Origin of the sequence: Thermogemmatispora sp. (assembly GCF_042408735.1) — a bacterium.
In the GTDB taxonomy this organism is placed as follows: domain Bacteria; phylum Chloroflexota; class Ktedonobacteria; order Ktedonobacterales; family Ktedonobacteraceae; genus Thermogemmatispora.
Genome location: NZ_JBHOQV010000014.1, coordinates 1 through 25501, shown reverse-complemented (window position 1 = coordinate 25501; position 25501 = coordinate 1). Strand labels below are relative to the sequence as shown.

Annotated in this window: 22 protein-coding genes; 7 read left to right on the top strand and 15 right to left on the bottom strand. The window is 62.0% G+C overall.

The window, feature by feature from the left end:
• The first annotated feature begins 271 nt into the window (after positions 1-271).
• The 3 genes from fusA (at position 272) to ACFMO7_RS00955 (ending at position 4636) form a co-directional block, all read left to right on the top strand.
• Positions 272-2329, top strand: coding sequence for an elongation factor G (gene fusA, locus ACFMO7_RS00965; protein WP_376793669.1), 2058 nt, complete (start codon positions 272-274; stop codon positions 2327-2329).
• Positions 2330-2551: 222 nt separating this feature from the next.
• Positions 2552-3421, top strand: a complete 870-nt coding sequence (locus ACFMO7_RS00960; RefSeq protein WP_376793668.1) for a hypothetical protein — start codon at positions 2552-2554, stop codon at positions 3419-3421.
• 345 nt (positions 3422-3766) lie between these two features.
• A complete protein-coding gene (locus tag ACFMO7_RS00955; protein ID WP_376793667.1) occupies positions 3767-4636 on the top strand; it encodes a hypothetical protein in 870 nt (289 codons plus the stop codon).
• On the opposite strand, the gene ACFMO7_RS00950 is transcribed toward ACFMO7_RS00955, so the two are convergent.
• The 4 genes from ACFMO7_RS00950 to ACFMO7_RS00935 all read right to left on the bottom strand — a co-directional run bounded on the left by ACFMO7_RS00950 (position 4633) and on the right by ACFMO7_RS00935 (position 9951).
• Entirely contained in the window at positions 4633-5295 is a 663-nt protein-coding gene (locus tag ACFMO7_RS00950) for an LON peptidase substrate-binding domain-containing protein (protein WP_376793666.1), read from the bottom strand. The two genes, ACFMO7_RS00955 and ACFMO7_RS00950, sit on opposite strands and share 4 nt — an antisense overlap.
• Before the next feature lie 402 nt (positions 5296-5697).
• The gene (gene cysS / locus ACFMO7_RS00945; RefSeq protein WP_376793665.1) at positions 5698-8103 is read right to left on the bottom strand and encodes a cysteine--tRNA ligase; all 2406 of its coding nucleotides are present in this window, start codon (positions 8101-8103) and stop codon (positions 5698-5700) included.
• Positions 8104-8345: 242 nt separating this feature from the next.
• Positions 8346-8825, bottom strand: a complete 480-nt coding sequence (locus tag ACFMO7_RS00940; protein ID WP_376793664.1) for a GatB/YqeY domain-containing protein — start codon at positions 8823-8825, stop codon at positions 8346-8348.
• 160 nt (positions 8826-8985) lie between these two features.
• Positions 8986-9951, bottom strand: coding sequence for a hypothetical protein (locus ACFMO7_RS00935; protein ID WP_376793663.1), 966 nt, complete (start codon positions 9949-9951; stop codon positions 8986-8988).
• A 181-nt stretch (positions 9952-10132) separates the two neighbouring features.
• Here ACFMO7_RS00935 and ACFMO7_RS00930 point away from each other — a divergent pair, with 181 nt between their 5' ends.
• The 3 genes from ACFMO7_RS00930 (at position 10133) to ACFMO7_RS00920 (ending at position 14195) form a co-directional block, all read left to right on the top strand.
• A complete protein-coding gene (locus tag ACFMO7_RS00930) occupies positions 10133-11380 on the top strand; it encodes an MFS transporter (protein WP_376793662.1) in 1248 nt (415 codons plus the stop codon).
• 137 nt (positions 11381-11517) lie between these two features.
• Positions 11518-13098 carry an L-glutamate gamma-semialdehyde dehydrogenase gene (gene pruA, locus ACFMO7_RS00925; protein ID WP_376793661.1) on the top strand — a complete coding sequence of 527 codons (1581 nt, stop codon included), beginning with the start codon at positions 11518-11520 and terminating at the stop codon, positions 13096-13098.
• Between the two features lie 122 nt (positions 13099-13220).
• Positions 13221-14195, top strand: a complete 975-nt coding sequence (locus ACFMO7_RS00920; protein WP_376793660.1) for an MBL fold metallo-hydrolase — start codon at positions 13221-13223, stop codon at positions 14193-14195.
• A 156-nt stretch (positions 14196-14351) separates the two neighbouring features.
• Here the strand turns inward: ACFMO7_RS00920 and ACFMO7_RS00915 are convergent, their stop codons facing one another.
• Positions 14352-15185: a DUF4388 domain-containing protein gene (locus ACFMO7_RS00915; protein WP_376793659.1), complete on the bottom strand. Its 834-nt coding sequence runs from the start codon at positions 15183-15185 to the stop codon at positions 14352-14354.
• A 618-nt stretch (positions 15186-15803) separates the two neighbouring features.
• Here ACFMO7_RS00915 and ACFMO7_RS00910 point away from each other — a divergent pair.
• A complete protein-coding gene (locus tag ACFMO7_RS00910) occupies positions 15804-17111 on the top strand; it encodes a phospholipase C (protein WP_376793658.1) in 1308 nt (435 codons plus the stop codon).
• Positions 17112-17184: 73 nt separating this feature from the next.
• Here the strand turns inward: ACFMO7_RS00910 and ACFMO7_RS00905 are convergent, their stop codons facing one another.
• The 10 genes from ACFMO7_RS00905 to ACFMO7_RS00860 form a co-directional block, all read right to left on the bottom strand.
• Entirely contained in the window at positions 17185-17805 is a 621-nt protein-coding gene (locus ACFMO7_RS00905) for an acyltransferase (protein ID WP_376793657.1), read from the bottom strand.
• 122 nt (positions 17806-17927) lie between these two features.
• A complete protein-coding gene (locus tag ACFMO7_RS00900) occupies positions 17928-18365 on the bottom strand; it encodes a divergent PAP2 family protein (protein WP_376793656.1) in 438 nt (145 codons plus the stop codon).
• A gap of 30 nt (positions 18366-18395) precedes the next feature.
• On the bottom strand, positions 18396-18641 hold the full coding sequence (gene xseB, locus ACFMO7_RS00895) for an exodeoxyribonuclease VII small subunit (RefSeq protein ID WP_376793655.1): 246 nt from the start codon (positions 18639-18641) through the stop codon (positions 18396-18398).
• A gap of 221 nt (positions 18642-18862) precedes the next feature.
• Positions 18863-20077 (bottom strand): exodeoxyribonuclease VII large subunit, encoded by a 1215-nt coding sequence (xseA, locus tag ACFMO7_RS00890; RefSeq protein WP_376793654.1) that lies wholly within the window; start codon positions 20075-20077, stop codon positions 18863-18865.
• 20 nt (positions 20078-20097) lie between these two features.
• On the bottom strand, positions 20098-20622 hold the full coding sequence (locus ACFMO7_RS00885; RefSeq protein WP_376793653.1) for an acetyl-CoA carboxylase biotin carboxyl carrier protein: 525 nt from the start codon (positions 20620-20622) through the stop codon (positions 20098-20100).
• Between the two features lie 28 nt (positions 20623-20650).
• Positions 20651-21208 (bottom strand): elongation factor P, encoded by a 558-nt coding sequence (gene efp / locus ACFMO7_RS00880; protein WP_376793652.1) that lies wholly within the window; start codon positions 21206-21208, stop codon positions 20651-20653.
• A gap of 13 nt (positions 21209-21221) precedes the next feature.
• Positions 21222-22322, bottom strand: a complete 1101-nt coding sequence (locus ACFMO7_RS00875; protein ID WP_376793651.1) for a M24 family metallopeptidase — start codon at positions 22320-22322, stop codon at positions 21222-21224.
• Positions 22319-22789: a type II 3-dehydroquinate dehydratase gene (gene aroQ / locus ACFMO7_RS00870; protein ID WP_376793650.1), complete on the bottom strand. Its 471-nt coding sequence runs from the start codon at positions 22787-22789 to the stop codon at positions 22319-22321. Before aroQ ends, ACFMO7_RS00875 begins: the two co-directional genes overlap by 4 nt.
• Complete coding sequence (aroB, locus tag ACFMO7_RS00865) at positions 22786-24477, bottom strand: 3-dehydroquinate synthase (protein ID WP_376793649.1); 1692 nt, start codon at positions 24475-24477, stop codon at positions 22786-22788. Before aroB ends, aroQ begins: the two co-directional genes overlap by 4 nt.
• Positions 24478-24560: 83 nt before the next feature.
• Positions 24561-25501 (bottom strand): hypothetical protein (locus ACFMO7_RS00860; RefSeq protein WP_376793648.1); only part of this gene is annotated, 941 nt, incomplete at its 5' end.

Below are 25501 nucleotides of genomic sequence, written 5' to 3'. Positions count from 1 at the left end.
CTGAACAAAAGATGAGAGAAAGCGAACCCCGATCATCTTCAAACAGGATTGAACAAAGATGGCGATCCTGTTATACTACCTCCGTGGACCGCGACGCCGCGCCTGCCGCCGGTTCTGAGGAGTGTTGCAGGGGGCCGATCCGCTTGAGGATACTGGAATGAAATAACGATACTGAAATGTAAAAGAACACAATATGCATGGAAAGGAGGGGCGGCATTCTGCACCTCGCAGCCAGGAGCGATCCTGGTAGGGGTTCTGCCGCAACGTTTTCATGAAGGTTTACACGGCAGAACAGATTCGCAACGTAGCGCTGATCTCGCATGTAGGAGCGGGCAAGACGTCGCTGGTGGATGCCGCGCTCTACGACAGCGGGGCCGTGACCAGGCAGGGTAAAGTGGATGAGCGGACCTCGGCCGTTGACTACGACCCGGAGGAATTGAAGCGAGGCATGTCCCTCCATGCCAAGCCGGTACCGGTGGAATGGCGGGGTCAGAAGCTGAATCTGATCGACACGCCGGGCTACCCTGACTTCGTGGGCGAAGTCAAAGCAGCGTTGCGTGTGGCCGACGCCGCCTTGATCGTGACAACGGCGGAGAAAGGGGTCGAGGTCGGTACCGAACTCACCTGGCAGTATGCCGATGAGCGCCGGCTACCGCGTATGATCCTGGTCAACAAGCTGGACCGCGAGAATACCTCCTTCGAGCAGACGCTAGAGGCTCTGCGGGCGCGCTTCGGCCTCAAGGTGGTTCCTCTTCAGATCCCCATCGGCAGCCAATCGAACTTCAAGGGAGTGGTCGATCTGGTCTCTGGCCGCGGCTTCACCTTCGAAGGCGGCAATAAGGTTCAGGAGGTCGCTATCCCCCCCGACCTGCAGGAGCAGGTCAAGACCTTCCGCGAGCAACTGATCGAGTCGGCGGTGGAGAACGATGAGGCTCTGATGGATAAGTTCCTCGAAGGCGAGGAGCTGAGCGAGGAGGAGCTGCGCACGCTGGTGCGCCGGGGGACGGTCAGCGGCGAGTTGGTGCCCGTGGTGTGCGCGTCCGCGCTAAGAAACGTTGGGGTGCAGACCGCACTCGATGCGCTTCTCGACTATCTGCCCAGCGCTGCCGAGGCGTTGCCTGATGAGGTCCGCGCTCTGGGCGAGACGCTGGCCCTCTTCGTCTTTAAAACTGCCGCCGCTCAGGTTGGCACGATCTCCCTCTTCCGCGTCTACAGCGGCACCCTGAAAGCCGATAGCCACGTCTTCAATGTCCATACCCACGCCGAGGAGCGCATCGGTCAGTTGATCGTTCCCCGCGGCAAGGCTCAGGAGAATGCCACAGAGATCGCCGCCGGCGACATCGGCGGGGTGGCTAAGCTGGCCAATACCCACACGGGCGATACGCTGGTGGGCAGCAAAGAGATCACCACCGCCCTGGAGCCGATCGAGTTCCCCGAGCCGTGCTTTACGGTGGCCGTTTTCCCTAAGAGCAAGGCCGATCTCGATAAGATGAGCAACGCCTTGACGCGCCTGGTGGAAGAGGACCGCACGCTGCGGGTGACGCGCGATTCCGAAACGGGCGAGACCCGCATTTCAGGTATGGGCGAGACCCATATCCAGGTTGCCGTTGATATGATCAAGCGGCGCTTCGGCATCGATCTCGAGGTGCGCGATATCCACATCCCCTATCGGGAAACGATTCGCAAGAAGGCGCGCGCCAACGGACGCCATAAACGCCAGACGGGCGGACATGGTCAGTTTGGTGACGTCTGGCTAGAGATTGAGCCGCTGCCCATCGGTGGCCCCGATACCTTCATTTTTGAAGATCGCATTGTGGGCGGCGTGGTTCCAAGCCAGTTTGTCCCCGGCGTCGAGAAGGGTGTGCGCGAGTCGCTGAAGCGCGGCTTCATCTCCGGCAACCCGATGGTCTATGTCAAGGTGGCTCTGGTCGATGGCAAGTATCACCCGGTCGACTCCTCCGCCCAGTCGTTCGAGATCGCCGCTTCGATCTGCATGCAGGAGGCCGTGCCCCAGGCCAGCCCGACGATCCTGGAGCCGGTGATGAACGTGACAGTTATCGTGCCCGAGCAGGTGATGGGCGACGTGATGAGCGATATCAATACGAAACGCGGGCGAGTCCTGGGCATGGAACCCCTTGGCAATGGCATGCAGAAGATCAGCGCTCAGGTCCCCCAGGCTGAAATGCTCCATTACGCCACAGACCTGCGCTCCCTCACTCAGGGTCGCGGGACCTTCAAGATGGAGTTCTATCAGTACGAGGAGGTTCCTCCCCAGATCCAGCAGGAGTTGATCGCCCGCTACAAGAAGGAGAGGGGAGAATCAGCCTAACGAACGCTTCCTGCAGGCAGGCGATGGGGTGAACTAAGCGCTGCATCGCTGGCGTTGCACTGACAGAGCGGGGCGCCGCCCTGGCGAGAGAGGTGGGGAGCTACCTATCTACCTATCTCTAAGGAAAGGCTGTTGGCTGCTTCGTCAGTCCAGGGCGGCAGCTCTGCTTTGCTCTCTTTTGTGGTTGAGCTTGAGTCGTTGGGTCCGGTGAAAGGTGCTGCAATGTCTTTGCCTTCTGAGTCTTTCAGACAACTGCAGTCCGAGGTGCTGGAGCTGGATCGCCGGCAGGAATATGCCAGGGCGCAAGCTTTGCTTGAGGAGGACCTACCGTTTTTCTGCGCACCTCTCCCCGGCTTGATCCTCTGGCGTGCCTATCTGACGATCCGCCAGGGGAAGCTCGAGGAGGCGCTGGCGATCTTGGAGGAGGCTGTTGCCCAGGAACTGTGGTTTGGACCAGCCCAGTTGGAGGACGAGAGTCTCAACCCGTTACGCTCGCTGCCCGCCTTTGCCACTGCGACCCAGAGCTGTCAGGAGCGCTACGCGGAGGCTCAGAGCCGCTCGCACCCCGGCATTCTGGTGCCGGAGCCGGACAACCCGGTTCCTCTTCCTGACCCGACTCTCTTCGTGCTACATGGCAATCAGAGTAGTCCCCTGGCCGAGCTGGAGTACTGGCAGCCAATGACGGCCCACGGCTGGCAGGTGGTCCTGCCCTATTCTTCGCAACCGGTCGCTTATGGTCTGGCTGGCTGGAACGAGGAGGCCTGTGCTCTAGAGGAGGTCTGCATCCATTGGGAGCAACAGCAGTGCCGGAAGCGCATCGCTCCAGGCCTGGCGCAGGAGGGAGGTATCCCCGCCATCGGCTTCATCGCGATCTGCCCCACCCTGGAGGCGAACCAGGTCTTTCTGCCTCACAATGCCTGTCGGGTGCGCCTGGGCCTGTTCCTACCGGTTGAGCATGACGAGGGCACTCCCGCCACTCTGGCCACCACCGAGGGCCTGCGCGCCTCCGGCCTAAGCTGCGAGGTGCCACAGGACCCCGGCCTGAGCCATGACTTCCCCCCGGGCTTCGCCGAAGAGCTGCCGGCGTCCTGACGCGCTACTTTCCTCCCAGTCCAAGGTAGCGGTTCCGCCTCCAGCCCACCAGAGGGATAGGCAGCCTGAGCGGGATGACGCCGCACTGCCGTCTTGACTTTTCTGACAACTTTCAATGTTTTTGTCCTTTTTATATATAGGAGTACACAAAAATCTTCTTCTGACCTGAGGCAAGGCAGCAGAATGCGAGGGTTTGGCCCGAGCGGCTTGCTCGTGAAGAAGGCTGCTCTGCGGACTTGACAGCGGACACCAGGATACGTACAATTCCAGAGACAACGAACAGTTCGTGTTCCTTTTTAAGGACGAGAGCAGGGGGCCTGCACCAGAGCTCAGTGAGGTGGCCGTATGCCTTCCAGACCGGTTTTCTCCGCGCCTTCCCTTGCGGAGGTGCTCAAGCAGCTCAGGATCTACCGGCCCAGCGGTCTGCTAACCATTCAACGAGCACGGGGCGCGCCGCCCGATGAGGTTTATATCACGGTTGAGCGGGGCCAACCAACGCTGGTTGTCTGGAACCGCCAGCAGCAGGAAGCCAGTGAGGCCGTGCTGGCCTGGCTGAATTCATGGGGTGAAATTCGTTTTACATTTCAATCCGCTGAGCCGCTTCTGCAGCTTCCCGCCCCTGGCCAGCCGGAGCCACAGGAAGGGGCCGCCGGAGAGGGAGGGAGAAGAACGACCTGGCCACCTCTCTCGCTCCAGAGCGGGCCTCTGCCTGCTGTTGGAGGCCGGAGCAGTGGCCGACAAACGATCTCGCTGCAAGGGCCGCGCGGCGGCAGCAACAACGCGGGCGCAGGCAACAGCGGCGGCGCGAGCCATCCACCTGCCCAGCCTCATGGCCAGGGTCTGCGTCCTGGCCACGTCCAGACCCAGGGCCAGGGACACCCTCAAAACGGTCGCCTGACTCCGCGCTTCGGCGACTCGCTCGTGCTGCCAGCCGTCAAGCCGGCTCAGCCACTCGGCCCACTCCCACCTGAGACTGTCGTCCCTAGCCTGACCACTCTCGGCAAGGAGTATGCGGCCACCGCCGTTCCCCGCTACGATCGTATTGTCTTTCTCCTCATCAATGGCCGGCGGACGCTCGCCGATCTGGCCCAGCTGACCCGGCGCACTCCCGCCGAGGTCTATGCCTCGCTCCAGCGCTTGCAGGAACAGGGGCTGATCCAGCTAACGCTGCCGCCTACCAACGGGCACACCTCTTCCTCCTCTCCACCACGCTAGTTCAAGAAGCTGCGGTCCGGATGAGTCTGCAAATGGACGTTCCGTTGCAGCACTTGCTGGGCGAAAGGAACCTCGCGCCTCAGAATCTCGTTTTCTTCGGCCAGACGCTGCCGGGTCGAGGTCAGCTCCAGCAGGCGCTGTTTCTCTTCATCCTGCATATCAAGCAGATAGGCAATGAGATAGGAAAGCTCCTCTGGATCGCTCGGAAGATGCTCTTTGATCTCCTGCCGGCTACGGGCCTCCAGCAGAATTTCTAGATAGCCGCTGAAGAGATCGAGGGCGCGCTCGGCGTAGGGCTTCAGCAGGTGAGCTGGCTCGCGCGCATCCCGATACAGCTCAACCAGGCCCGAAAGATAGGGTCGCTGATGCCTCAGCTCGCGAATGCGAAAGCGCTCACTACCAACAGCGATGAGATTGTAGCGTCCATCTTCCAGGCGCTCGATCTGCTGAATCTCGGCCAGCGTACCTACGCTGTAGGGTATTTCCTGAAGATGGTGGCTCTCAGGACGCATCAGGACGATGCCAAAGGGGGCCTTTGCTTCAAGACAATGAGCGATCATCAGGCGATAGCGCCGCTCAAAGATATGGAGTGGTACTACTGCGGTCGGGAAGAGGACTAGTTGCAGCGGGAAGAGTGGGATCTCGATGATTCTCTCCACGGGATCTTCTCCTTAGCACACAGGCTCTTGGCGGGGTCGTAGGTGGGCCTGCTCGCTTCCGCCAACGTTCTCTCTCGTGCTTACACCACATGTTAGAGGGGCCGCGCACCGGCCCAGGCGCGATCAGGCGAACGGAGCCGAGGGAGGCCCCTTCCGAAGGCCGCCTCCTCTCTTCTTAGCGTTAGCGGGTGCTCGCCACCCCGAGCAGGTCCGCCGGCCTGAGCAGAGACCATCCTGGCTTTCAGGGCCTGGACCTGGATGGCACTGGGTATAAGCAGCGGCCGGGCCCAGCGGGGGTCTCCAGGACTCCGGTAGCCGGAACCGGGCGAGCCGGGCGAGACCACCTGCCTCACGCGATTCGCTCTCACTCGCTCCTCTCTCACCTCTGAGAAGTCTCTCCGCTCAGAGCGCCTGAGCGGCATGGAAATGAGGATGACAGTGGGCATGGTCGGGCCAGTGCCGATGCTCGTGGCTATGCATAACCCCCGGTGGCGGTAGCTCTGTGGGCGCATGGGTATGGCTGCCATCGAGATGATAGGGATGGTCGTGCCCATACCAGCGCTGAGTTGGGTTCGAGTAGGCCACCAGCAGGCTCTGCCCGTGGTGCCAGCGCGCGCGAAAGACATCGTAATTCTTTTTGCTCTTCGTCCGTCGCTCTTCCTCCGTCAGACTGTACCATTCACGGTGAGGATGCCTGATAAGGCGGGCCGCCACCTCGGGACAGACCACAACCCGATAGCCGGCAGCTTTGAAGAAAAAGCTGTAGTGAACATCGGCCAGGCGATAAAAACGGAACTTTTCGTTGAGCCAGCCGACCTCGTTGAGCAGGGCGCGGCGGAAGGCAAAGAGGTAGCCTTCAATAGCATCTACCTCGGGGCCGCTTGCTTCGCGGAACTCGCGCAGGTCTTCAGTGACCAGGCCGAAGGGGCCGGTTACCCCCACCTGCGGATCGGCCAGCGTTTGCTCCAGAGGCGTCCAGATATCGCCGCTCAGCTCAACCGAGGTATCCAGCCAGACGACGATCGCTCCCTGGCTGGCCCGCATGGTTGCGTTGCGTCCGGCAGCGAAGCCCAGGTTATGATCGGCGAAGAGGACGCGCAGGGCGAGGCGCTCGCCGTTAGCCCCGATCAGCTCGGCGCTCCTGGCCAGCTCCCGCAGATAGGGGAGCGTGTCATCGGTGGAACCGTTCTCGATGATGACTACTTCCAGATTGCGCCCGTTGGCCTGGCGACAGAGACTGCCGAGGCAGCGCTCAAGGTCGGCGCGGTTATTGCGCGCCAGTAAATTGAGCGAGAAGGCATAGCGTGCGGGTTGCTGCGTGGCATCGGGGGAGTCCTGCCAGCGGGAGAGCAGCGCGAATTCCTCGCTGAGGCGCCGAGGGCGGAGCAGCGTCCCCCCTGGCAGATCGCCCACTTTCCAGCCCCGCTGGAGCAAGTGGAGCCGCAAGGCATCGGCACGCTCGTAGTTGCCCTGCTGGCGCAAAACCTCTCGCTCCCGCACCACCGTTGCCAGATCAGCCGGCAAGGTCTGCTGTGAGCGTTGCGGCGTACGACGCTGACGAGGCTGCTCGCTGAGTAGATAGGATCTGAGATCGAAGCCAAGCACACGGTCAAAGTCGAGCAAGAGCTGCAGCTTGGTGGTGGCATCCAGCTCGGGGGCGCGCAGCATGGCGAAGAGCACCGCCATCGCTCGCGGAACATTCAGATCGTTTTCCAGCTCACGGCGGAAGGCCAGGCGCCACGGCTGCCGCTCATCCTCAGGCGGCCTGAGGGCGCGCTCCTGATCGGCCCGCCGCCAGAGATCGTAAGCGCGCTCACGCAGACGCTCGAGGGCGACCTGGGCCGCTTCCAGGGCGCGGAAGGTGAAGTTGAGGCGACTACGGTAGAGAGCGGTCGTGTAGAGATAGCGCAGGGCCAGAGGATCGAAGCCGCGCGCTTCGATCTCGGCACAGGTGTAGTCGTTGCTGACCGATTTGGCCATCTTTTGGCCATCGGCCAGCAGATGCTGGGCATGGACCCAGTAGTTCACGAAAGGCTGACCGCTATAGGCTTCACTCTGGGCAATTTCATCCTCATGATGGGGAAAGATATTGTCGACTCCCCCAGTATGGATATCAAAATGAGGCCCCAGATACTTCATGGCCATCGCCGAGCATTCAATGTGCCAGCCGGGGAAGCCACGCCCCCAGGGGCTTTCCCAGGCCATATCGCGTCCCGGCTCGGCAGGCTTCCACAGCGGGAAATCCTCGGGATGGCGCCGGTCGGCGTCGCTGCCCTCATGAATGCCAATCTGCATATATTCCAGCAGGTTACGCGAGAGCTTGCCGTAGCCGGCGAAGCGCTGAATGTCAAAGTAGACGTAGCCACGAACCTCGTAGGCAAAGCCCTTGCGTAGCAACTCCTGGATGATCTGGATCATCTCAGGAATGTGCTCGCTGGCCCGCGGGAAGACATGGGCGGGCAGGATATTGAGCCTGGCCTCGTCGCGATGAAAAGCCTCGGTATAAAAGCGCGCGATCTCGGCAGAGGTCTTACCTTCCTTGCGAGCCTGGGCCTGAATTTTGTCCTCACCGCGGTCCAATAGCTCATGGCGCATATGTCCGACATCGGTGATATTTTTGACATGGAAGACCTCGAAGCCAAGGTACTCCAGGGTACGGCGCAGCCAGTCGGCCATCGTGAAGGTACGCAGATTCCCGATGTGGATATAGCGGTAGACAGTCGGACCGCAGGAGTACATTTTGATCTTGCCTGGCTCTATGGGCACAATCTCCTCAATGCGTCGCGTGAGTGTATTGTAGATTCTCATCGCCTCGTCACGCTCCCAGCATGCAGCATGCGTCAAACAGAACGACGACGAAGATCTCCAGGAGCCTTCTCCTTCTGCCAGAGACCGACCCGTGGGCCTGGCCCGCTTTCCTCCACACGGAAGCATTATACCCTCAGCCCGCCCCTCTGACCAGGCGAGGAGACAGACAGATCTGGCCATCTTCTGATCTGCACCGGCCCGCCTCCTCGCCCGTCTTGCTTCTCCGCAGGTAGCGCGCCGGCTCAGGCCGTCATCTCCTTCACTATCTGCTGGACCCTGGCACCGGCGGCTTTCCCCTTCAGCTCGCGGGCCGCCAGTGGCATAACTTTGCGGAAGTCGCGCCCCTGCTCCTCAATCAGGCGCGCCACCACGGCGCGAATCTCGTCATCGCTGAGCTGGGCCGCCTGCAGATAGGCTTGCAGAATAGATTTCTCGCGCTGAGCCTTCTCTACGAGATCGCTACGCCCCCCCTTCTCATAGAGCGGGATCGCCTGATCGCGCATCTTGACCTCGCGCTCCAAGACCTGATAGCAGTCAGCCTCAGTCAGCGGCTTGCCATATTCGGGATGCTTGCGATCGGTACGGGCAACTTCTAGATTGTGAATGGCTCCCAGCGCCATGCGCAGGGTGTCGATCTTGAGCTGATCCCGCGCCCGCTGAGCATCCTGAATATCTTTACGCAGTTGTTTTTCAATGGGAAACTCTTCGCGCGTTTGCGCCATGTTACACCCTCCTCTTGTACTCTCAACAATTCTTCGGGCGATCCCCAGTATAGCCCTTTGCAACAGGGCTGTCGAGCCGGGTCAGACAAGCACCAGGACAGAAGGCGGGCGCCATTGGCCAGCCGGCTGGGTCGCTCATTGGCCAGAGCGGTCATCCCCCCTAGAGCAGGCGCCGCCCCGTGAAGAGGAGGCCCTGACGGAGCAGCCACTGACGTCCGACCGGGCTGGCCGCCGTCAGAGCCTCTGCCATCTGCAGGAGCGGCACCTCTCCAGCCGGCAGGCGCAGGCGGAGCAGAAAAGCTGCCTCCCCCTCGCCAGGCCAGGGATCACGCTGCCAGAAGGAGGCATGACTCAGGAAAGGCTGCTCAGCAAGCTGCTCCAGCAGGGCCATCACCTCATACTTTACTGTACTATAAGAAACTTCGTGAGTGGAGAAGAAGAGGGCAAGGGTCTGCGTTCCCAGCTCTGGGGCCGCGCCGGCGAGCAGATCATCGCCGAGCTGATAGACCAGGTGATAGAGAAGGGCGCCGTCCGCCACAGGAGAGGCGCCGGAAGTGATCAGGGACTCTTGCTCTTCCCCGGGCGAGAGATCGCCGCGCAGCGAGGGCGGCCAATCAGCGATGAACTGATTGAGCAGATCGAAGGTGAAGGCGCCGCGCAAGAGAAACCACAGCTCATAGAGCTGCAGCTCAGGCCGCCGGTCCCGCCAGCGCTCCAGCCTACCCCTGGCCCTCCTCAGGGCTGCTGCCAGGTCACTGGCGGCCAGGGCCGGTTTCAGCTCGGGGACAGCCGAGGCAACCAGGGCCGGCCCATCCAGAGCAAAGAGGTCAGCCGATCCCAGGCGCCGGGCAAAGTGACGCAGCTCCGGCAGCAAAGCTGCCGCGACCTGGGCTGGCTGAGCCGTGGTGGCAAGCAGGTCCCGGCGCTGGAGACGCAGCGCCGCCTCTTCCGCATAGCGCCCACAGCGCTCCTCGGTCCACTCCTGCAAGCGCGCAGCCAGCGCAGCGCAGCGTTCACGGAGCGCAGCCAGCCAGGGCAGCAACTCACTCTCTGCGTCCCGAGCCAGCAAGCGGACACAGAGATGGAGAATCGGCACATCCAGTTCCAGGGCGCGATAGATATCCATTCGGTTCCCTCGCTTTTCCTATCATAGTCGCCAATGGCAAGAGCAGCCGGGCCCGGCGGATGGCGGCGCGGACCAGCGTCTCCGATCAAGCCCGGTTGGTCGAATAGCCCTCACGAGGCTATAATAGAAATATCCATCTCTTTTCTGGCAGTCTCTTGCGTCTGGAAAGGTCTTCCCGTTCATGTCTGGCACGACTTCCCTCTCCTCACACCCGGAGCAGCAAGGCATCCGCATCGGAGCATTAGTTGCCCTTTTTCTGGGTCCCGCCTTTGTCTTTGCGAACATGTACACGACGCAGGCCATCCTGCCCGTGCTCAGTCGGGCCTTCAAAGTGGATGCGCCCACAGCGGGCCTGACCATTTCCGTTATCGTGCTGGCGGTAGCCATCGGCTCCCTTTTCTACGGGCCACTCTCCGACCGCATTGGGCGCAAAATCGTCATGGTAGGCAGCAGCCTGCTGATTACCCTACCCACGTTGCTATGCGCCTTTGCGCCTAATTTTACCATCCTGCTCTGCCTGCGTGCCCTACAGGGTCTGCTCATGCCGGGATTGACCAGCGTGGCCATCTCCTACGTCAACGACGAGTTCAGAGGGCGCGAGCGCGGCCTCGCAATGGGCGTCTACGTCAGTGGGCAGACGCTAGGAGGTCTCTTTGCCCGCCTGGGCAGCGCCGCCCTGACTGCCGCCCTGAACTGGCAGGTGGCGCTTTTCTCCTTCAGCCTGCCGACGCTGATCGCCTCTCTTGCAATGTGGCGCTTCCTACCGGACAGCCAGAGCCAGGTCGCAGGGCGCGCCCGCTTCCTGAGCGGAAGCCAGCGGGCCACGATCGTAGGGGACGGCGACCAGCCTGGCACCAACGTTCTGCGCCAGTCCCTCAGCGATATCTGGCAGCACCTGCACAATCGGCATCTTGTAGGAGCCTTTATCATCGGATTTACCCTTTTCTTCGGCTTTGTTGGCACTTTCACCTATTTACCCTACTATCTTAGCGGACCACACTTCGGTCTCTCAACGGTTCAGCTTGGCCTGGTCTACCTGCTCTGGCTGACCGGCCTCTGCTCGCCCATCGCCGGTAGCCTGGCGGAGCGTGTTGGCTCGCGGCGGGCTATTGCTGTCAGCATGAGCGTTGCGGGCGGCGGCCTGCTGGTGACGCTCATTCCCCTGCTCCCACTGGTCATTGTCGGTCTTGGCCTGCTGGCACTGGGTATGTTCTGCACCATTCCCGCCGTCAACCTCTACCTCGGCGAGCAGGCCCACAAAGCCAAAGGGACGGCGGCTTCCCTCTACCTCTCCTGCTACTATTTCGGCGGCAGTCTGGGGGCTGTGCTGCCCGGCGTCGCCCTTGTGCACGGCGGCTGGCCCGGCGTCGCTCTGCTCTGCCTGGGCACCATGCTCATAGCCATCGCCAGCGATCTCCTTCTCTGCTGAGTCGCCTGGTCCCGCCCAGGCTTGTCAGCCAGCCTGTTGGCAGAGCCGTACCCTTCCTTCCCTACCGGGCGAGGCGCTGTGTGGGATACAATAAAGGGGAAAGTACCCGTTGAGAACACGAAGGAGTGTGACCACCTATGGCAATAACCGCAGAGCACGTTCTAGAGCGTGCGCGGACCCCCTTTAGAAATGAGCCGCTCACAGACTTCTCGCGGCCCGAGAATCGTCAGGCCCAGGAAGAGGCCCTGGCCCAGGTGCGCAGCGAGCTAGGCCGCACCTATCCGCTGATCATCGCCGGCCAACACATCCAGAACGCCGAGACCTTCGCCTCCGTCAATCCGGCCCAGCCCGACCAGGTCGTCGGCTATTTCTCGCGTGCCACCTTAGACCAGGTCGACCAGGCTGTACGAGCCGCCGCCGAGGCGTTTGAGCGGTGGAAGCGTGTACCGGCCCACGAACGCGCCAACTATCTTTTCGCCGCCGCTGACCGCCTGCGCGAGCGCCGCTTCCTCTTCAACGCCTGGATGATCTACGAGGTGGCCAAGAGCTGGACCGAGGCCGATGCCGACACCGCCGAAGCCATCGACTTTCTGGAGTTCTACGCCCGAGAGATGCTGCGCCTGGCCGAAGAGCAGCCGCTGGTCCATATTCCCGACGAAGACAACGAGCTGGTCTATATCCCCCTGGGCGTCGGCGCTGTCATTCCGCCCTGGAACTTTCCCGGTGCCATCATGGTTGGCATGACCAGCGCCTCCTTTGTGGCGGGCAATACCGTCGTACTCAAGCCATCGAGTGCCTCGCCTGCCATTGCAGCACAGTTCATGCACATCCTTGAAGAGATCGGCCTGCCGGCAGGGGTCGTCAACTTCCTGACCGGCGCTGGCTCCAGCATCGGCGATGCCCTGGTCTCCCACCCCCTGACGCGCTTCATCGCCTTCACCGGCTCGCGCGAGGTCGGCCTGCGCATCAATGAGCTGGCGGCTAAGACCCAGCCCGGCCAGCGCTGGATCAAGCGCACTATTCTGGAGATGGGCGGCAAAGACGCCATCGTCGTCGACGAGACAGCCGATTTGGAGGCCGCCGCTACCGGCATCGTTGTCTCCGCCTTCGGCTTCCAGGGCCAGAAATGCTCGGCCTGCTCGCGGGCCATCATCGTTGAGAGCGTCTACGACCAGGTCCTGCAGAAAGTAATAGAGAAGGCCAGGCAGCTCAGTGTCGGCGATGTCACCCGACCCGAGACGTTCATGGGGCCAGTGATCGACGCCAACGCCTTCAAAAAGATCACCGACTATATAGAGGTCGGCAAAGGCGAGGGACGCCTCGTGCTGGGAGGAGGCCATCGCGGCCCGGGCTACTTTATCGAGCCGACCATCTTCGCCGACGTCGATCCCCACGCCCGCATTGCCCAGGAAGAGATCTTCGGGCCGGTGCTGGCCTTCATCCGGGCCAGGGACTTCGACGAGGCCCTACACATCGCTAACGATACCGAGTACGGCCTCACAGGCTCCGTCTACACGCGCGACGCGGAACGCATCCAGCGAGCCAAAGAGGAGTTCCACGTCGGCAATCTCTACTTTAATCGCAAGTGCACAGGGGCCCTGGTCGGCGTGCACCCCTTCGGGGGCTTCAACATGTCAGGCACGGACTCCAAAGCCGGGGGCCGCGACTACCTCCTGCTCTTTACGCAGGCCAAGGCGATCTCGGTCAAGAAGCTCTAGCCAGCCAACACTCCCGCCCGCCGAGCCGGGCCAGGCCGGGCCAGTGGAAAAGACGAGCTAAGCCAGCTTGCTGCCGCAGGATAGCGCCAGTGTCGCGGCGCGGCACGAGAGAGGTGTATTACGTGTCTGCAAACTTTCAACCTGTTATCCGCCTACGGAAAGAAAAGCCGGGGACATGGCAGATCTCTCTGCCCTTCCTCGGCGAACATGGGGTCATTGGCACCTACCTCATCACGGATGAGCGCCAGACGGCCCTCATCGATCCAGGACCTACCAGCACCGTTTCAGCTCTGCTGAGCGAATTGCGAGAGGCAGGCTTTGATCCCGCTACCATTACCCATATTCTGCTCACCCATATCCACCTGGACCATGCCGGGGCCACGGGTACCCTGGCTCGCCTACTGCCACAAGCCCAGATCTACGTTCATAGCCGCGGTGCCCCACACCTGATCGACCCATCGAAAGTCATCGCCAGCGCCAGCCGCATCTATGGCGAGCAGATGCACACCCTGTGGGGCGAGGTGGAAGCCGTACCCGCCGAGCGCGTCCATCCCCTTGAAGACGGCAACGTGCTCACCCTGGCCGGGCGCCGGTTAGAGGTTCACTATACCCCGGGGCATGCCGTTCATCACATCGTTTTCTTCGATGTCCACTCCGGGGAACTCTTCGCCGGCGATGCCGCTGGTGTGCGCCTCCAGGACGTCGATTACGTGCGTCCACCCACGCCACCGCCCGATCTCGATCTGGAAGCCTGGTCAGAGAGCCTGAGCCGCATCAGTCGGCTGCGGCCAGACGTCCTCTACCTGGGACATTTTGGACCAACGCGCGACGTCACACGCCACATCGCCAGCCTGCGCGAGCGCCTCATCGCCTGGGGCGAGATCGTGCTGCAGGCCATGCGCCAGGGACAAAGCGAAGACGAGATCCGCGCCCGCCTCATCGCCGAAACCCAGCCCGAGCTGGAACGGGTTGCGCGCGACCCTCAGGCCATCAAGCGCTACGACCTCGCTACCAACTACCCTATGACGGTCCAGGGCTATATGCGCTACTGGCAAAAGAAGCATCCCGAGCGGCTCCAGGGCAGCTCGCTCGGCTAGAACAGACAGGGAAGGCGCGGAAGAAGGGAAGAGAGCAACAAGCGCCACGCCGCCGGGCCAGAGCAGGTCAGAGGGGCTTTCTTTGGCCGCCCACGAAGCGGGACCGCGCGGGACCGCGCGGCGGCGTGGCTTGCTTGCTCCCCTCCCTGACCTGGCTCAGCCGCCGTTAAGGAGCAGGCGGTTATCAACCTGAAAAACTCCCAGGCTCACGAGGGCCGGCGCGATGTCCCCCAGGGCGCGAATAATCAGCTTGTGGGCCTCCACCTCGCCGACAATGGGGGAGCAGAAATACTGACAGATGGCGATCAGGGCTGAGAATCCCTCGAGCAAGTCTTCGCGCGGCATTCGGTCAAGGTGGGACTTATCTGTCACGTAGAGGTAGCCGTTGGGGGAGATTCTCAGGCCAGAGAAGGCCGGGAAAGCGGCAGAACAATCGTCGATGATGTCGCGCAGAACGTTCATAGCCTCCTTGGGTCCGACCAGTTGGGCCACGGCCAGCGAGACCCGCCTGGTGGCCTCAACCAGCAACTGCCACTCCCAGGGCGAGATCAGCTGATTGACCTTGGTACGGGCCACCACCTGGCCCTCGACGATCTGCGGGCGCGGCTGGGCTGCAGGCGGCGGCGTAGACGGAGCCGACCCTGGACGCGGCCCCGTCCCAGAGCCATAACGCGCCTGCAGGAGCGAGAGCCAGCGCTCAAAGCGCTGCTCGTGGGCAGGCGTCACATTCTCACTCTGGACCGTGACGCCACGCTCAAAGCGCAGCGTTGCACGAGTCCAGCTCTGCAAGTCCGCCAGTACAGCATCGACCGCGCCGCGCGTCCCAATCACATGTACCAGCCTGCCATTGCGGAAATAGAGATGAGCCAGCCCCAGGCGCGTATTGTTCCGCACGGTCAGTCGCCCAAAGGCGCGCAGGCGCTTAATACTGCTGATAATACTGGGCAGGTCAGCTAGCGAGCCCTGCCACTGTGCATTGGAGGAAGACATAGTACAACGCCGTTCTCCGAAACTGCCCTAACGATGGACAGGCCACCATCAGTGTTCGGGTGCTGTCCCCGTGACCGTGAGATAGGGCCACGTGCGGGTCACTCACCCATTTGCTCCCATCCTTCCTTCCCCGTCCGTCCACCTGTCCCCTCTCCTCACCATTGCCAACCAGCGGCTCTCGTCCCAGCGCCTTCCTGACCCCGACCGACCTCCGAGTGCCCAGAGCCGCCATGCCCACCTTTGCAGGATGATCCGCAGTAAGCGCATGGCCACCGCGCAGTCCGGCTCAGCTAACGCACCGACAAGGCGAGCCAGCCCACCAGCCGAGCAGGCCCACCCCTTCACTCCTCTTCTCCGATGCGGCGCCTCCCGGCCTGCACTCATTTCCTCCCCCCTTCACCCCACCAGGGCAGGCAAGGCAGCGGCGGCGATTACAAGGTTGCCGAGTGCCAGACCTATTCTAACGTATACTGGACTACTGGTCAAGCGATGCGCGCTTCTGCCCGTCAGTACCACTTCCCACCTTTCTCCCCTTATATTCACAGACATTGTGTTCACTTTTGCTACTCATACCGCTATAATAACAACAGGATGGTTTAGTAGAGCAAAGGAGGCTACATGAACTTTTCACAGCAATTCCTCCGCCGCCAGAGCAGGCGCCAGGCCCTCAAGCGGCTTGGAGCGCTCTCCCTCGGCCTGGGTGCCAGCGCGGGTCTGGGGACGGCGGCCCTGACCGTCGGGGAACGAGCGCTAGCCGCTGCGTCGGCCCCGGGGCCGGCGGAGAACCCGCTTAAACATATTCTGGTCCTCTGCCAGGAAAACCGCTCCTTTGATACCTATTTTGGCTACTACGAGCGAGCTGGGCGCTTCGCCGTACCGGCCAACTACAGCCAGCCCGGCGGAGCAGGCAAGCCAGCCGTCAAGCCCTACCACTTCAGCAGCTACACCAACCGCGACATTCCCCATAGCTGGCAGGCTCTCCACGCCGAGTGGAACGGTGGCAGGATGGACGGCTTCGTCACCACCGACGGACTGGAAGCCCTCGGTTACTATACACGCAGCGACCTGCCCTACTACTATGCGCTGGCCGATGCCTTCACCCTCTGCGGCAACTACTTCTGCTACCAGCTTGGGCCAACCCTTCCGAACCGCCTGGCCCTCTGGAGTGGGACCAGCGGGGGCATCACCAACAATCGCCCCGCACCAGGCTCGCTCGACTGGCCAACCATCGCCGATCTGCTCGACCAGCACGGGATTAGCTGGCAGAGCTATAACCTCAACAGTCACAGCCGGCAACACGTCGGCAACCCCAACGGTTTCAACGGCCTGGCCTATTTCAAACGCTGGATCAAGGATGCCCGGCTCTACGGGAGCGAGGACGACTACTATCAGGCTCTAGCCAATGGGACCCTGCCCCATGTCGTCTTTCTCATCACCAGCAGCGAGGTCAGCGAGCACCCTCCCAGCAACGTGCGCACCGGAGAGAAAAAGGTTGCCGAGGTCATCAATGCGCTCATCGCCTCGCGCTATTGGAACAAGGCGGCTTTCATCCTGACCTATGACGAGAACGGCGGCTACTTCGATCACGTCGCGCCGCCGCAGTTGGACGCCTACGGCCTCGGCATGCGCGTTCCCACTCTCATCGTCTCGCCCTGGGTGAAGCGCGGCTATGTCGCCGGTCAGCTCTACGAACACAGCTCCGTGCTCAAATTCATCGAGCGGACCTTCGGGCTACCCTCGCTGGCCAGCCTCAACCACCAATTCGATCAAGAGACGCCGACAGCTAACAATGAGGCTGCCGCCGGACGCAGCGCGGGACCACCGGCCCCGCCGCGCGACGGGCTGGCCCAGATCGGCGACCTCTACGAGGTCTTTGACTTTAGCCAGGACCCCCACTACTATCCCCCCCTTCCCCCGGCGCCGTGACGTCCACGGCTGCCACTTGACCTTGCGGGGTGAGCAGGGAAGCGCAGCGCACTACCCCGTTGCCTCTCCCTGTTCACCTCCACCCTTCGGGGTGAGCAGGCAGCAGGCAAAGGCGCTGACAGGCCGAACACCAACCGGCGAGCTGTCCTTGCTCCTCACGCAGCTCGCTTAACCGCCGCGCACAGCGACAGACGTAGCCTTGTAGGCGCGCTGGATTGCCGTAGACCAGAGCGTGAGGTGGAACATCGCGCGTGACGACCGAACCAGCCCCCACCAGGGCAAACTCGCCAATGGTCACCCCACAGACGACCACCGTCCGCGCTCCCAGCGAGGCCCCATAGCGCACCACGGTCGGGGTGATCTGCCAGTCCTCGGCTCCTTTGAGGCGTCCATCGGGCGTAATGGCCCGCGGCAGCAGATCGTTGGTAAAGCAGACATGCGGGCCGATAAAGACCCCGTCCTCGATAGTCACTCCCTCAAAGACCGAGACATAGTTTTGGATCTTCACCCTGGCTCCGATGCGTACCCGTGCATCGATATAGACGCCTCTTCCCAGAATGCACTCTTCTCCAATCACTGCCCCCTCACGTACCTGGGCCAAGCCCCAGATGCGCGTACCCGCGCCGATGCGGGCCTCCGGCGAGACCTCTGCCGTCGGATGGATAAAGACAGCTTTCGCTCCTGTATGCTCCATTACCGCGCTCCTCGTGAGATTCCGTCTCTTGATCTGCCGTAGCGCTCGCGCTTCTTCTTTCGCTTCAAGAAGGACCGGAAGCCTTGCCGAGAGGCCGAAGAGAGTCAGCCCTTAACTGAGGCTCAGGCCGTCACCAGCAAGCCAATGGCAATGCCTAACAGGCCCCCAACCAATACCTGTACCGGAGTATGGCCAATCAGCTCGCGCAGACGCTGCTCCCCTATGGGATGACCCTTAAAAGCCTCCTCCAGCATCTGGTTCAACATGCGCGCTTGAATGCTGACAGCGCGCCTCACACCTGCCGCATCGTACATAACGACCCCCGCCAGCACGATGCTGATGGCGAAGCTGATCGAGGAGAGACCCGCCAGACGACCTACCGCCGTGGCCAGCCCCATGACGAGAGCCGAGTGAGCACTGGGCATCCCCCCGGCAGAAACCAGCCGGCGCAGATTCAGACGGCGCTGGGTAACTACCTCTATGAGGGTCTTACTTATCTGGGCCAGGGCCCAGGCCAGCAGGGCCGCCAACAAGGCACGATTCTCTAGCAACGATGCCATCGATACCTGCAACTGCTCGCGCCTTGCCTCCTACTCGATCTCTTCGGCGAGCTGGCTCAGCTCCAGCGGCTGCACCATCGGTACACCCTCGCCGTCAACGGTCAGTTGCCTGACCCGCAGCTCAGCCCGCGCTAAGAGATCGTTGCAGTAATGCACCAGACGCATTCCTCGTTCAAAATACTCAATAGCTTTTTCTAACGGTATTTGCCCGTTTTGCAAGGTAAGAACGGTCTCCTCTAGCTGCTGAAATGCTTCCTCAAAGGTCAATTCTTCCATAGTAGACGCCATCCCACTAGTCTCTCAGGTGAGCCTGCAACAAAGACAGGGTCCGTCTGTTTGTTTATTGGTCTGCCGGTTTCCTCGTCAGCGATCAGAGCGGCTGGGTTTGGGCGCTGGCTGCCGCGGGCGAGGAGGCCGGAGCGGGAGCCGGAGGCCAGAGGGAGCAGGCCGAGAGTGCAGGTTAGCTCAAGCCAGGTCGTGCGGCAGGGGCGACGCACCTAGGGGAGCACCTGAACGGTCACGGAGCCATTGGCGAGCTGGAGCAACAAGCGGTCTCCGGGCTGAACCTGCTCGACGGCGGTCACCAGGGCCTGATCCTCAGCGCGGCGGACAATGGCGTACCCACGAGCAAGCGTCTCCAAAGGAGAGAGTGTTCGCAGATGGCGTGTCATCCCGAGGAGACGTTCGTGCTGCAGGGCGAGAAGGGTCTGCATCCCAACCAGCAGGCGGTCACTAAGATCATCGAGCTGTTGGCGTCGTTGATCCAACTGACCCTGAGGGCTGGCGCGTCGGAGGTCGCGCTCGGCGCGCTGCAAGCGCTCGCGTTGTCCGGCCAGATAGGCCAGGATAGCCGCCTGCAGGCGTCGCTGCCACTCAAGCAGGTCCTGGCGCCAGCCAGCCACATCGGGCACGGCGGCAGTTGCAGCAGCAGTTGGTGTAGAAGCGCGATAGTCGGCCACCAGATCAGCGATGGTCACATCGGTCTCATGGCCGACGCCGCTAATGACAGGGATGCGCGAGCGTGCGATAGCGCGCGCTACCAGCTCATCGTTGAAGGCCCACAGCTCTTCGCGCGAGCCGCCGCCGCGTGCCACAATAATCACCTCTGCTTCGCCGTGCTCGTTCAACAGATCGAGGGCGGCAGCGATCGACGCCGGAGCCTCTTCTCCCTGAACGAGGGCCGGGGCGATCAGCACCTCCGCCAGAGGGTAGCGCGTTCTCAGAACGCGCAGCATGTCCCGCAGGGCCGCCGCCTGAAGGGAAGTCACCACGCCGATGACTGCCGGAGCCGTGGGCAGAGGACGCTTGCGAGCCTCGGCAAAGAGGCCCTCGGCGGCCAGTCGCTCCTTGAGCTGCTCGAAGCGGCGATAGAGGGCGCCCTCTCCCAGAGGCTCGACGTACTCGACATAGAGCTGAAGGCGCCCATGTTGTTCATAGAACGAGACGTAGCCGGCGGCCAGCACGGCCATACCATTGCGCAGCTCAGGCAGGCCAGCCCGCTGGCGGGCATGCTTGAAAAAGACGCATAGCAGCTGGGCGGTCTCGTCCTTGAGGGTGAAATAGCAATGGCCGGAAGCAAGATGAACCTTATAGTCCGAGATTTCTCCCTGGACCCAGATACTGCGCAGCAGTTCATCCTGCTCCAGCAAGTTCTTCAGGTAGTGAACCGCCTCCGAGACTGTCAGCGGCGGCTCGCTGAACGTAGCCGGCATGGGCGCCTCCCGGTCTCCAGCTAGGCCTGGCCGGCGCTATCGATTACCATCAGTGGCTGCCCATACTCGACCGGCTGGCCCTCCTCCACCAGGATCTCCGCTACGCGCCCCGCTACCGACGACTCGACCTCGTTGATCACGTTGAGCGCCTCGACGGTGGCAACAAGCTGGCCCACTTTGACCTGATCGCCGACCTGGACCAGGGGGCGATCTTTGGGCCTGGCCCAGGCGTGGAAGATTCCGACCCAGGGAGAGACAATCGTATGGCGCGTCTCGGCGGGAGTGGCCGGCAGCTCTTCGGTGGCCGCCTCCTCTTCATCCAGCATTTCGGCTGCCGCCAGACCATCGGCGCCGCTCAGACGGGCCTTGCGCAGGGCCAGGCGCAGACCCGCCGTTGGGGCCCGCAGCTCCAGCTCACTCACATCACTGTTATCCAGTAGCTGGACCAGACGCTTGATCTGCTCTACCGTCAGCTCTTCAGCGCTATAAGAACCGTTCTCCAGAGCGGCACGGCTGCCCCCCCGGCGTGATCCTTTGGTTTCCATTCTCCTGGTCCTCCCCCGTGCCGGCACGCTAGGCGCGTTCAACGTACTCACCAGTTGTCGTATTGACGCGGATCAGGTCGCCGATATTGACAAAGAGCGGTACCTGCACCACCAGGCCCGTCTCGGTCGTGGCCGGCTTGGAGCCGCCGGTCGCCGTATCGCCCTTGACGCCCGGCTCCGTATAGGTGACGCGCAGCACTACCTTCTCGGGCAACTCGACGGAGATCGGTCTGCCCTCGTGCATCATGATATCCAGCTCCATATTGTCGGTCAGATAGAGCCGGGCCTCGCCGAGCTGATCTTCGGTCAGGACGATATCCTCGTAGGTGGTAGTATCCATGAAATGGTACTGATCGCCATCCTGGTACTGGTACATCACATGCACCCGGTCCAGGAAGACGCGCTTAAATTTCTCGCCGGCATCAAAGGTTCGCTCGACGATGGCGCCCGTGCGCAGATTGCGCAGCTTCAGGCGGACCGTTGCACCGCCGCGCCCAAGCTTGATATGTTGCCAGTCGAGAATGGTATAGAGCTGTCCATCTAGCTCCAGAGAAAGGCCCTTCTTCAGGTCGCCAGTCGAAATCATCTCCACACACTCCCTATTGCGGAATGATCAGATCGAGCGGTGAGCGCGTCAGCACCTCCGCCCCATCTTCCAGCACCAAGACACTATCCTCGATGCGCAAGCCACTCCAGCCGGGTAGGTAGACCCCTGGCTCTACGGTGACCACAGCGCCCGCGGGCAAGAGGGCATCTTCGGGGGCCCGCTGAGAGAGCATTGGCCCCTCGTGAATCTCCAGGCCCACCCCGTGGCCAGTGCTGTGGATATAGTATTCAGCCAGTCCGTAGCGCGCCAGGACATCCCGTGCCAGGCTGTCGGCCTGGCGCCCGGAGAGGCCGGCGCGCAGCCCCTGCTCACAGGTACGCATCGCCTCCAGCACAGCCTCATACAGGGTGCGCATACGCTCTTCGCGTGGTTCTCCCAGGCAGACGGTGCGCGTCATATCGGCACAGTAGCCTTGATAGCGCGCCCCCATATCGATCGTAATCAGTTCGCCCGCCTCGATGGGGCGTTCGCTGGCACGTGCATGGGGCATCGAGCCGTGGGGACCTGCCGCCACGATCGGCGCAAAGGCCGGCCCATCTGCTCCCAGGGCGATCATCGTGCGAATAATCTCCCACTGCACTTCTCGCTCGGTCAGCCCGGGACGCAACCAGGTCCGCAGGTGGGCAAAGGTCTCGTCAGTGATGGCCACCGCCTTGCGCAGCCGCTCCAGCTCCTGCGCCGATTTGACCTGGCGCAGCCGACCGACAATCGTTGCCTCCAGCGGCTGCAGCGCACAGTATCCCTCCGTATTGCGGCAAAGCCTGGCATAGGCGCTGTAGCTGAGAGCCTCAGCTTCGAAGCCGAGACGCTTCCAGCCATGCTGGCGCGCCTGAGCTGCCACCGCTTCAGCATAGTCGTGCCGCTCGGGCACCAAGACCTGGCAGCCTACCGCCTCTTTCTCCGCTACCTCGCGGTAGAGGGTTGTGGTAATCAGCAGACACTGCTCCTGAGCGACAAGGAGCCAGGCCGCCTCGGCCTCATCTTCCAGCCAGCCACTAAGATACGAGCGGTTGTGAGGCTGCGTAATCAAACAGGCATCGAGTTCCTGCTGGCGCAGCCACTCACGCACCGCAGCGATGCTCTCCTCTTTCATGTATCTTCCTCTTTCAGGCGAGAGTCCTCTTCGGCAATGATCTCGAGCAAGGCCCGCAGGGCCAGCTCGTAGCCACGCCAACCGAGACCGGTGATCTGGCCCCGACAAACCGCCGCCGTCAGCGAGTGATGGCGGAAAGGTTCCCGCGCGTAAATATTGCTCAGGTGAACCTCGATAACGGGAACCGTGAGAGCTGCCAGAGCATCGCGCAGGGCCAGCGAGTAGTGAGTCAAGGCCCCCGGGTTGATAATGACGCCAGCGGCCTGCTCTCCCTGCTCCTGGAGAAAATCGATCAGCGCCCCCTCGTGATTCGACTGGAAATCTAGCAAGGTGACGGCGTGCTCGGCGGCCAGGCGGCGCAAGCGCTCGATGATCCAGGGCAAAGTGACCGTACCGTAGATGGCCGGTTCGCGTTTTCCCAGGCGATTCAAGTTTGGTCCATTGATCACCAGGATTGTGCGCGTCATGCCTCTTCCTGCTTCCCTCCGGCGCGGGTGGCACTCTCGCCTGCAAAGAGGGAGTGCACTACCTTGCTGACCAGCTCATCGGGCAGAGTGGTCTGGAAAACCTCGCCGATTCGACGAGGCATAATCCAGCGCACCTGCCTGTGAGCCACCTTCTTATCGAGCTGGATGGCTGCCAGCAGAGCCGTGGCCAGCGGCTCTCCATGATAGGCAGTGGGCAATCCCAGGGCGGCCAGCAGCGCGCGCTGGCGCTCGGCCTCCTCACGAGTCAGAAAGCCTGCCCGGCAGGCCAGTTCAGCCGCGGCCACCATGCCCAACGCTACCGCTTCCCCATGCAGCCACTCACCATAGCCAGCGACATTCTCCAGGGCATGGCCGAGCGTGTGACCATAGTTGAGGATCGCTCTTCGCCCCTGCTCGCGTTCATCTTCCTCAATCACGGCGGCCTTGAGCGCAATACAGCGCGCGACGATCTGCGCCAACAGAGAGGCCGGGGGCAGGGAGAAGTCGCGCAGAGCTGCCGCATGGGTTTCTAGCAACGTAAAGAGTTCTGTGTCGAGTATCATACCATACTTGACAACCTCTGCCCAGCCCTCAGTGCGCTCGCGCTGCGGCAGCGTCAGCAGCGTCGCCGGATCGGCCAACACCAGGCGAGGCTGATAAAAAGCTCCAATGAGGTTTTTACCCCGCGGATGATTGATACCCGTTTTGCCGCCGATGGCCGCATCAACCTGGGCCAGTAAGGAGGTTGGCAGCTGCACCAGGGGCACCCCCCGCAGGTAGGTGGCGGCAGCAAAGCCCACCAGATCGCCGACCACCCCCCCACCCAGGGCCAGCAAGGCTTCACGACGCTCCGCTCGCTGCTCGACAAGCCAGTCGTAAATGGCGCTCAGCTGCTCCAGCGACTTACTGCCTTCGCCCGCCGGCAGCACATAGCTGCTGGCGCTCCAGCCAGCGCGCTCCAGGGTACGCAGCAAAGGCGGACCGTAGAGGTCGTAGACATGCTGGTCGCTGAGGAGAAAAACCCGCCTTGGGAGATTTAAGTCAGCCAGATAGGACGGCAGGCGCCCCAGTCCTCCCCAATCAACAATTGCTGCATAGCCATCTCCAGCTCGAATATGGCGTTCAAGCTTTTCCTCCCCCTCGAGAGCGCCCAGAGCAATGAGAGCGGCCAAAGCCGCACGCACGACCTGCTCGGGGCTTTTTCCGTCGGTTGAGCAACAGGCTTCGGCCTCCGCATAGAGCGCCTGGCGCTCGGCCAGCAAACGGCGCAGGGCCGCCAGAGGGTCATCGCCGGCCAGCAGGGGACGAATCTCGGGAGAGAGGCCAGCCTGACGCGCCGCCACGTCCTGCTGCCGCAGGCGTTCAAGAGCCGTCTCTGGCTCGACACTCAGGAAGATTCTGACTCCCCGCTCAGCCAGCAGGCGGCGATTGTCGGCATCGAGGACGATCCCCCCGCCAGTGGCGACAATGGCTCCAGGGCTGGCAGCGGCCTCCTGTAAAGCCCGCTTCTCTCGCGCCCGGAAAGCGCCCTCTCCCTCCTCTCGGAAGATGGAGGCGATGCGCTTCCCACAGCTTTGCTCCACCAGCAGATCAGTGTCAATGAAGGGCCGTCCCAAGCGCTCCGCCAGCAGGCGCCCAACGGTCGTCTTGCCGCTCCCAGACAGCCCAATCAAAAAGACGTTTCGCATGCGCATTATTCTACCATGAGCCTGGCGGTCAGCCCAGCAACCGCCGGGCCTCCGTCCTCCCTCCTCAGTCGTACTTTTTTATTTTAGTAAAGCTCTTCGCTGTGGACTGGCGTATCCAGAATAGCCAGTAAGCTGAAGGTCGAGGTATCGACGATCTTGAGATAGTTATCTTGCTCTTGGGCCAGCCCCTCGCGCACAAAAGCCTGAAGGCGATTATCGTAGAGCTTCAGTGTTGGCTGGAAGTGAAAGGCATACTGCTCGAGGCGTCCCGTTTGGCGATTAAGGACCAGGATGTCGTCGCCAGTCGCACAGGTCGCCTCTGCCCCACAGCTCGTATGGTCGATGAAGGAGCCGATCAGAACCTGCCAGTCCTGATTCCAGCTTGCTACAGTATATTGATGGGTCAACTCTCCTTGACGATCAAAGGCGATGAAGGTGCTCTCAGCCCGCAGCGGGTCATAGAGCATGAGGCCCTCGGCGGCACCGCCAAAGTGGCCCGTGTAGAGAATTCCCCCGCTGCTCCACTGGCTGTAGCTCTGGCGAGCCTGGACCTGGAGATTGCGATTGAGCAGCAAGAGCTGGGCCTGACCGGCGATTGGATCGTAGAGCAAGAGCTGAGCCTGCCCAAGGCCACAAAAGTCGCCGCTGTAGACCTGCCAGTTACCATCCAGATCGGTCACAGCCTGGTTATGGGCGACTTGCAGGCGGGCGTTGAAGCTGATCAGACGCGCCTGGCCGTTCAGACGATCGTAGAGGAACAGGCCATCCTGCTGGGCGCTGACGAATCTCCCGATATAAATCTCCCAGGAGTCTTGAGAGAGCAGGTAGCGCTGGAGTTGCCTGATGCCGAATGTGCTGGTGAAGTCGACCAGGAGCACATTGGGAACCAACTGGGACTGGCTACTCTGGCTACCGCCGAGATCGTTGCCGCCGCCATCACTGGGATTCAAGCCCAGGGCCAGGACCCCCGCCTCGCCAGAGGCCAGCTTGTGGGTAACCGTTCCCGCTGGGGCGGTAGGGGTGA

Bases quoted from the DNA above. Each gene is read 5' to 3' on its own strand.
- ACFMO7_RS00910 (WP_376793658.1), top strand. From the start codon at position 15,804: ATGAACTTTTCACAGCAATTCCTCCGCCGCCAGAGCAGGCGCCAGGCC.
- pruA (WP_376793661.1), top strand. From the start codon at position 11,518: ATGGCAATAACCGCAGAGCACGTTCTAGAGCGTGCGCGGACCCCCTTT.
- ACFMO7_RS00935 (WP_376793663.1), bottom strand. From the start codon at position 9,951: ATGGATATCTATCGCGCCCTGGAACTGGATGTGCCGATTCTCCATCTC.
- ACFMO7_RS00905 (WP_376793657.1), bottom strand. From the start codon at position 17,805: ATGGAGCATACAGGAGCGAAAGCTGTCTTTATCCATCCGACGGCAGAG.
- ACFMO7_RS00955 (WP_376793667.1), top strand. From the start codon at position 3,767: ATGCCTTCCAGACCGGTTTTCTCCGCGCCTTCCCTTGCGGAGGTGCTC.
- ACFMO7_RS00875 (WP_376793651.1), bottom strand. From the start codon at position 22,322: ATGAAAGAGGAGAGCATCGCTGCGGTGCGTGAGTGGCTGCGCCAGCAG.
- aroQ (WP_376793650.1), bottom strand. From the start codon at position 22,789: ATGACGCGCACAATCCTGGTGATCAATGGACCAAACTTGAATCGCCTG.
- aroB (WP_376793649.1), bottom strand. From the start codon at position 24,477: ATGCGAAACGTCTTTTTGATTGGGCTGTCTGGGAGCGGCAAGACGACC.
- xseA (WP_376793654.1), bottom strand. From the start codon at position 20,077: ATGCCGGCTACGTTCAGCGAGCCGCCGCTGACAGTCTCGGAGGCGGTT.
- efp (WP_376793652.1), bottom strand. From the start codon at position 21,208: ATGATTTCGACTGGCGACCTGAAGAAGGGCCTTTCTCTGGAGCTAGAT.
- ACFMO7_RS00930 (WP_376793662.1), top strand. From the start codon at position 10,133: ATGTCTGGCACGACTTCCCTCTCCTCACACCCGGAGCAGCAAGGCATC.
- cysS (WP_376793665.1), bottom strand. From the start codon at position 8,103: ATGAGAATCTACAATACACTCACGCGACGCATTGAGGAGATTGTGCCC.
- xseB (WP_376793655.1), bottom strand. From the start codon at position 18,641: ATGGAAGAATTGACCTTTGAGGAAGCATTTCAGCAGCTAGAGGAGACC.
- ACFMO7_RS00885 (WP_376793653.1), bottom strand. From the start codon at position 20,622: ATGGAAACCAAAGGATCACGCCGGGGGGGCAGCCGTGCCGCTCTGGAG.
- ACFMO7_RS00960 (WP_376793668.1), top strand. From the start codon at position 2,552: ATGTCTTTGCCTTCTGAGTCTTTCAGACAACTGCAGTCCGAGGTGCTG.
- ACFMO7_RS00940 (WP_376793664.1), bottom strand. From the start codon at position 8,825: ATGGCGCAAACGCGCGAAGAGTTTCCCATTGAAAAACAACTGCGTAAA.
- ACFMO7_RS00900 (WP_376793656.1), bottom strand. From the start codon at position 18,365: ATGGCATCGTTGCTAGAGAATCGTGCCTTGTTGGCGGCCCTGCTGGCC.
- ACFMO7_RS00915 (WP_376793659.1), bottom strand. From the start codon at position 15,185: ATGTCTTCCTCCAATGCACAGTGGCAGGGCTCGCTAGCTGACCTGCCC.
- fusA (WP_376793669.1), top strand. From the start codon at position 272: ATGAAGGTTTACACGGCAGAACAGATTCGCAACGTAGCGCTGATCTCG.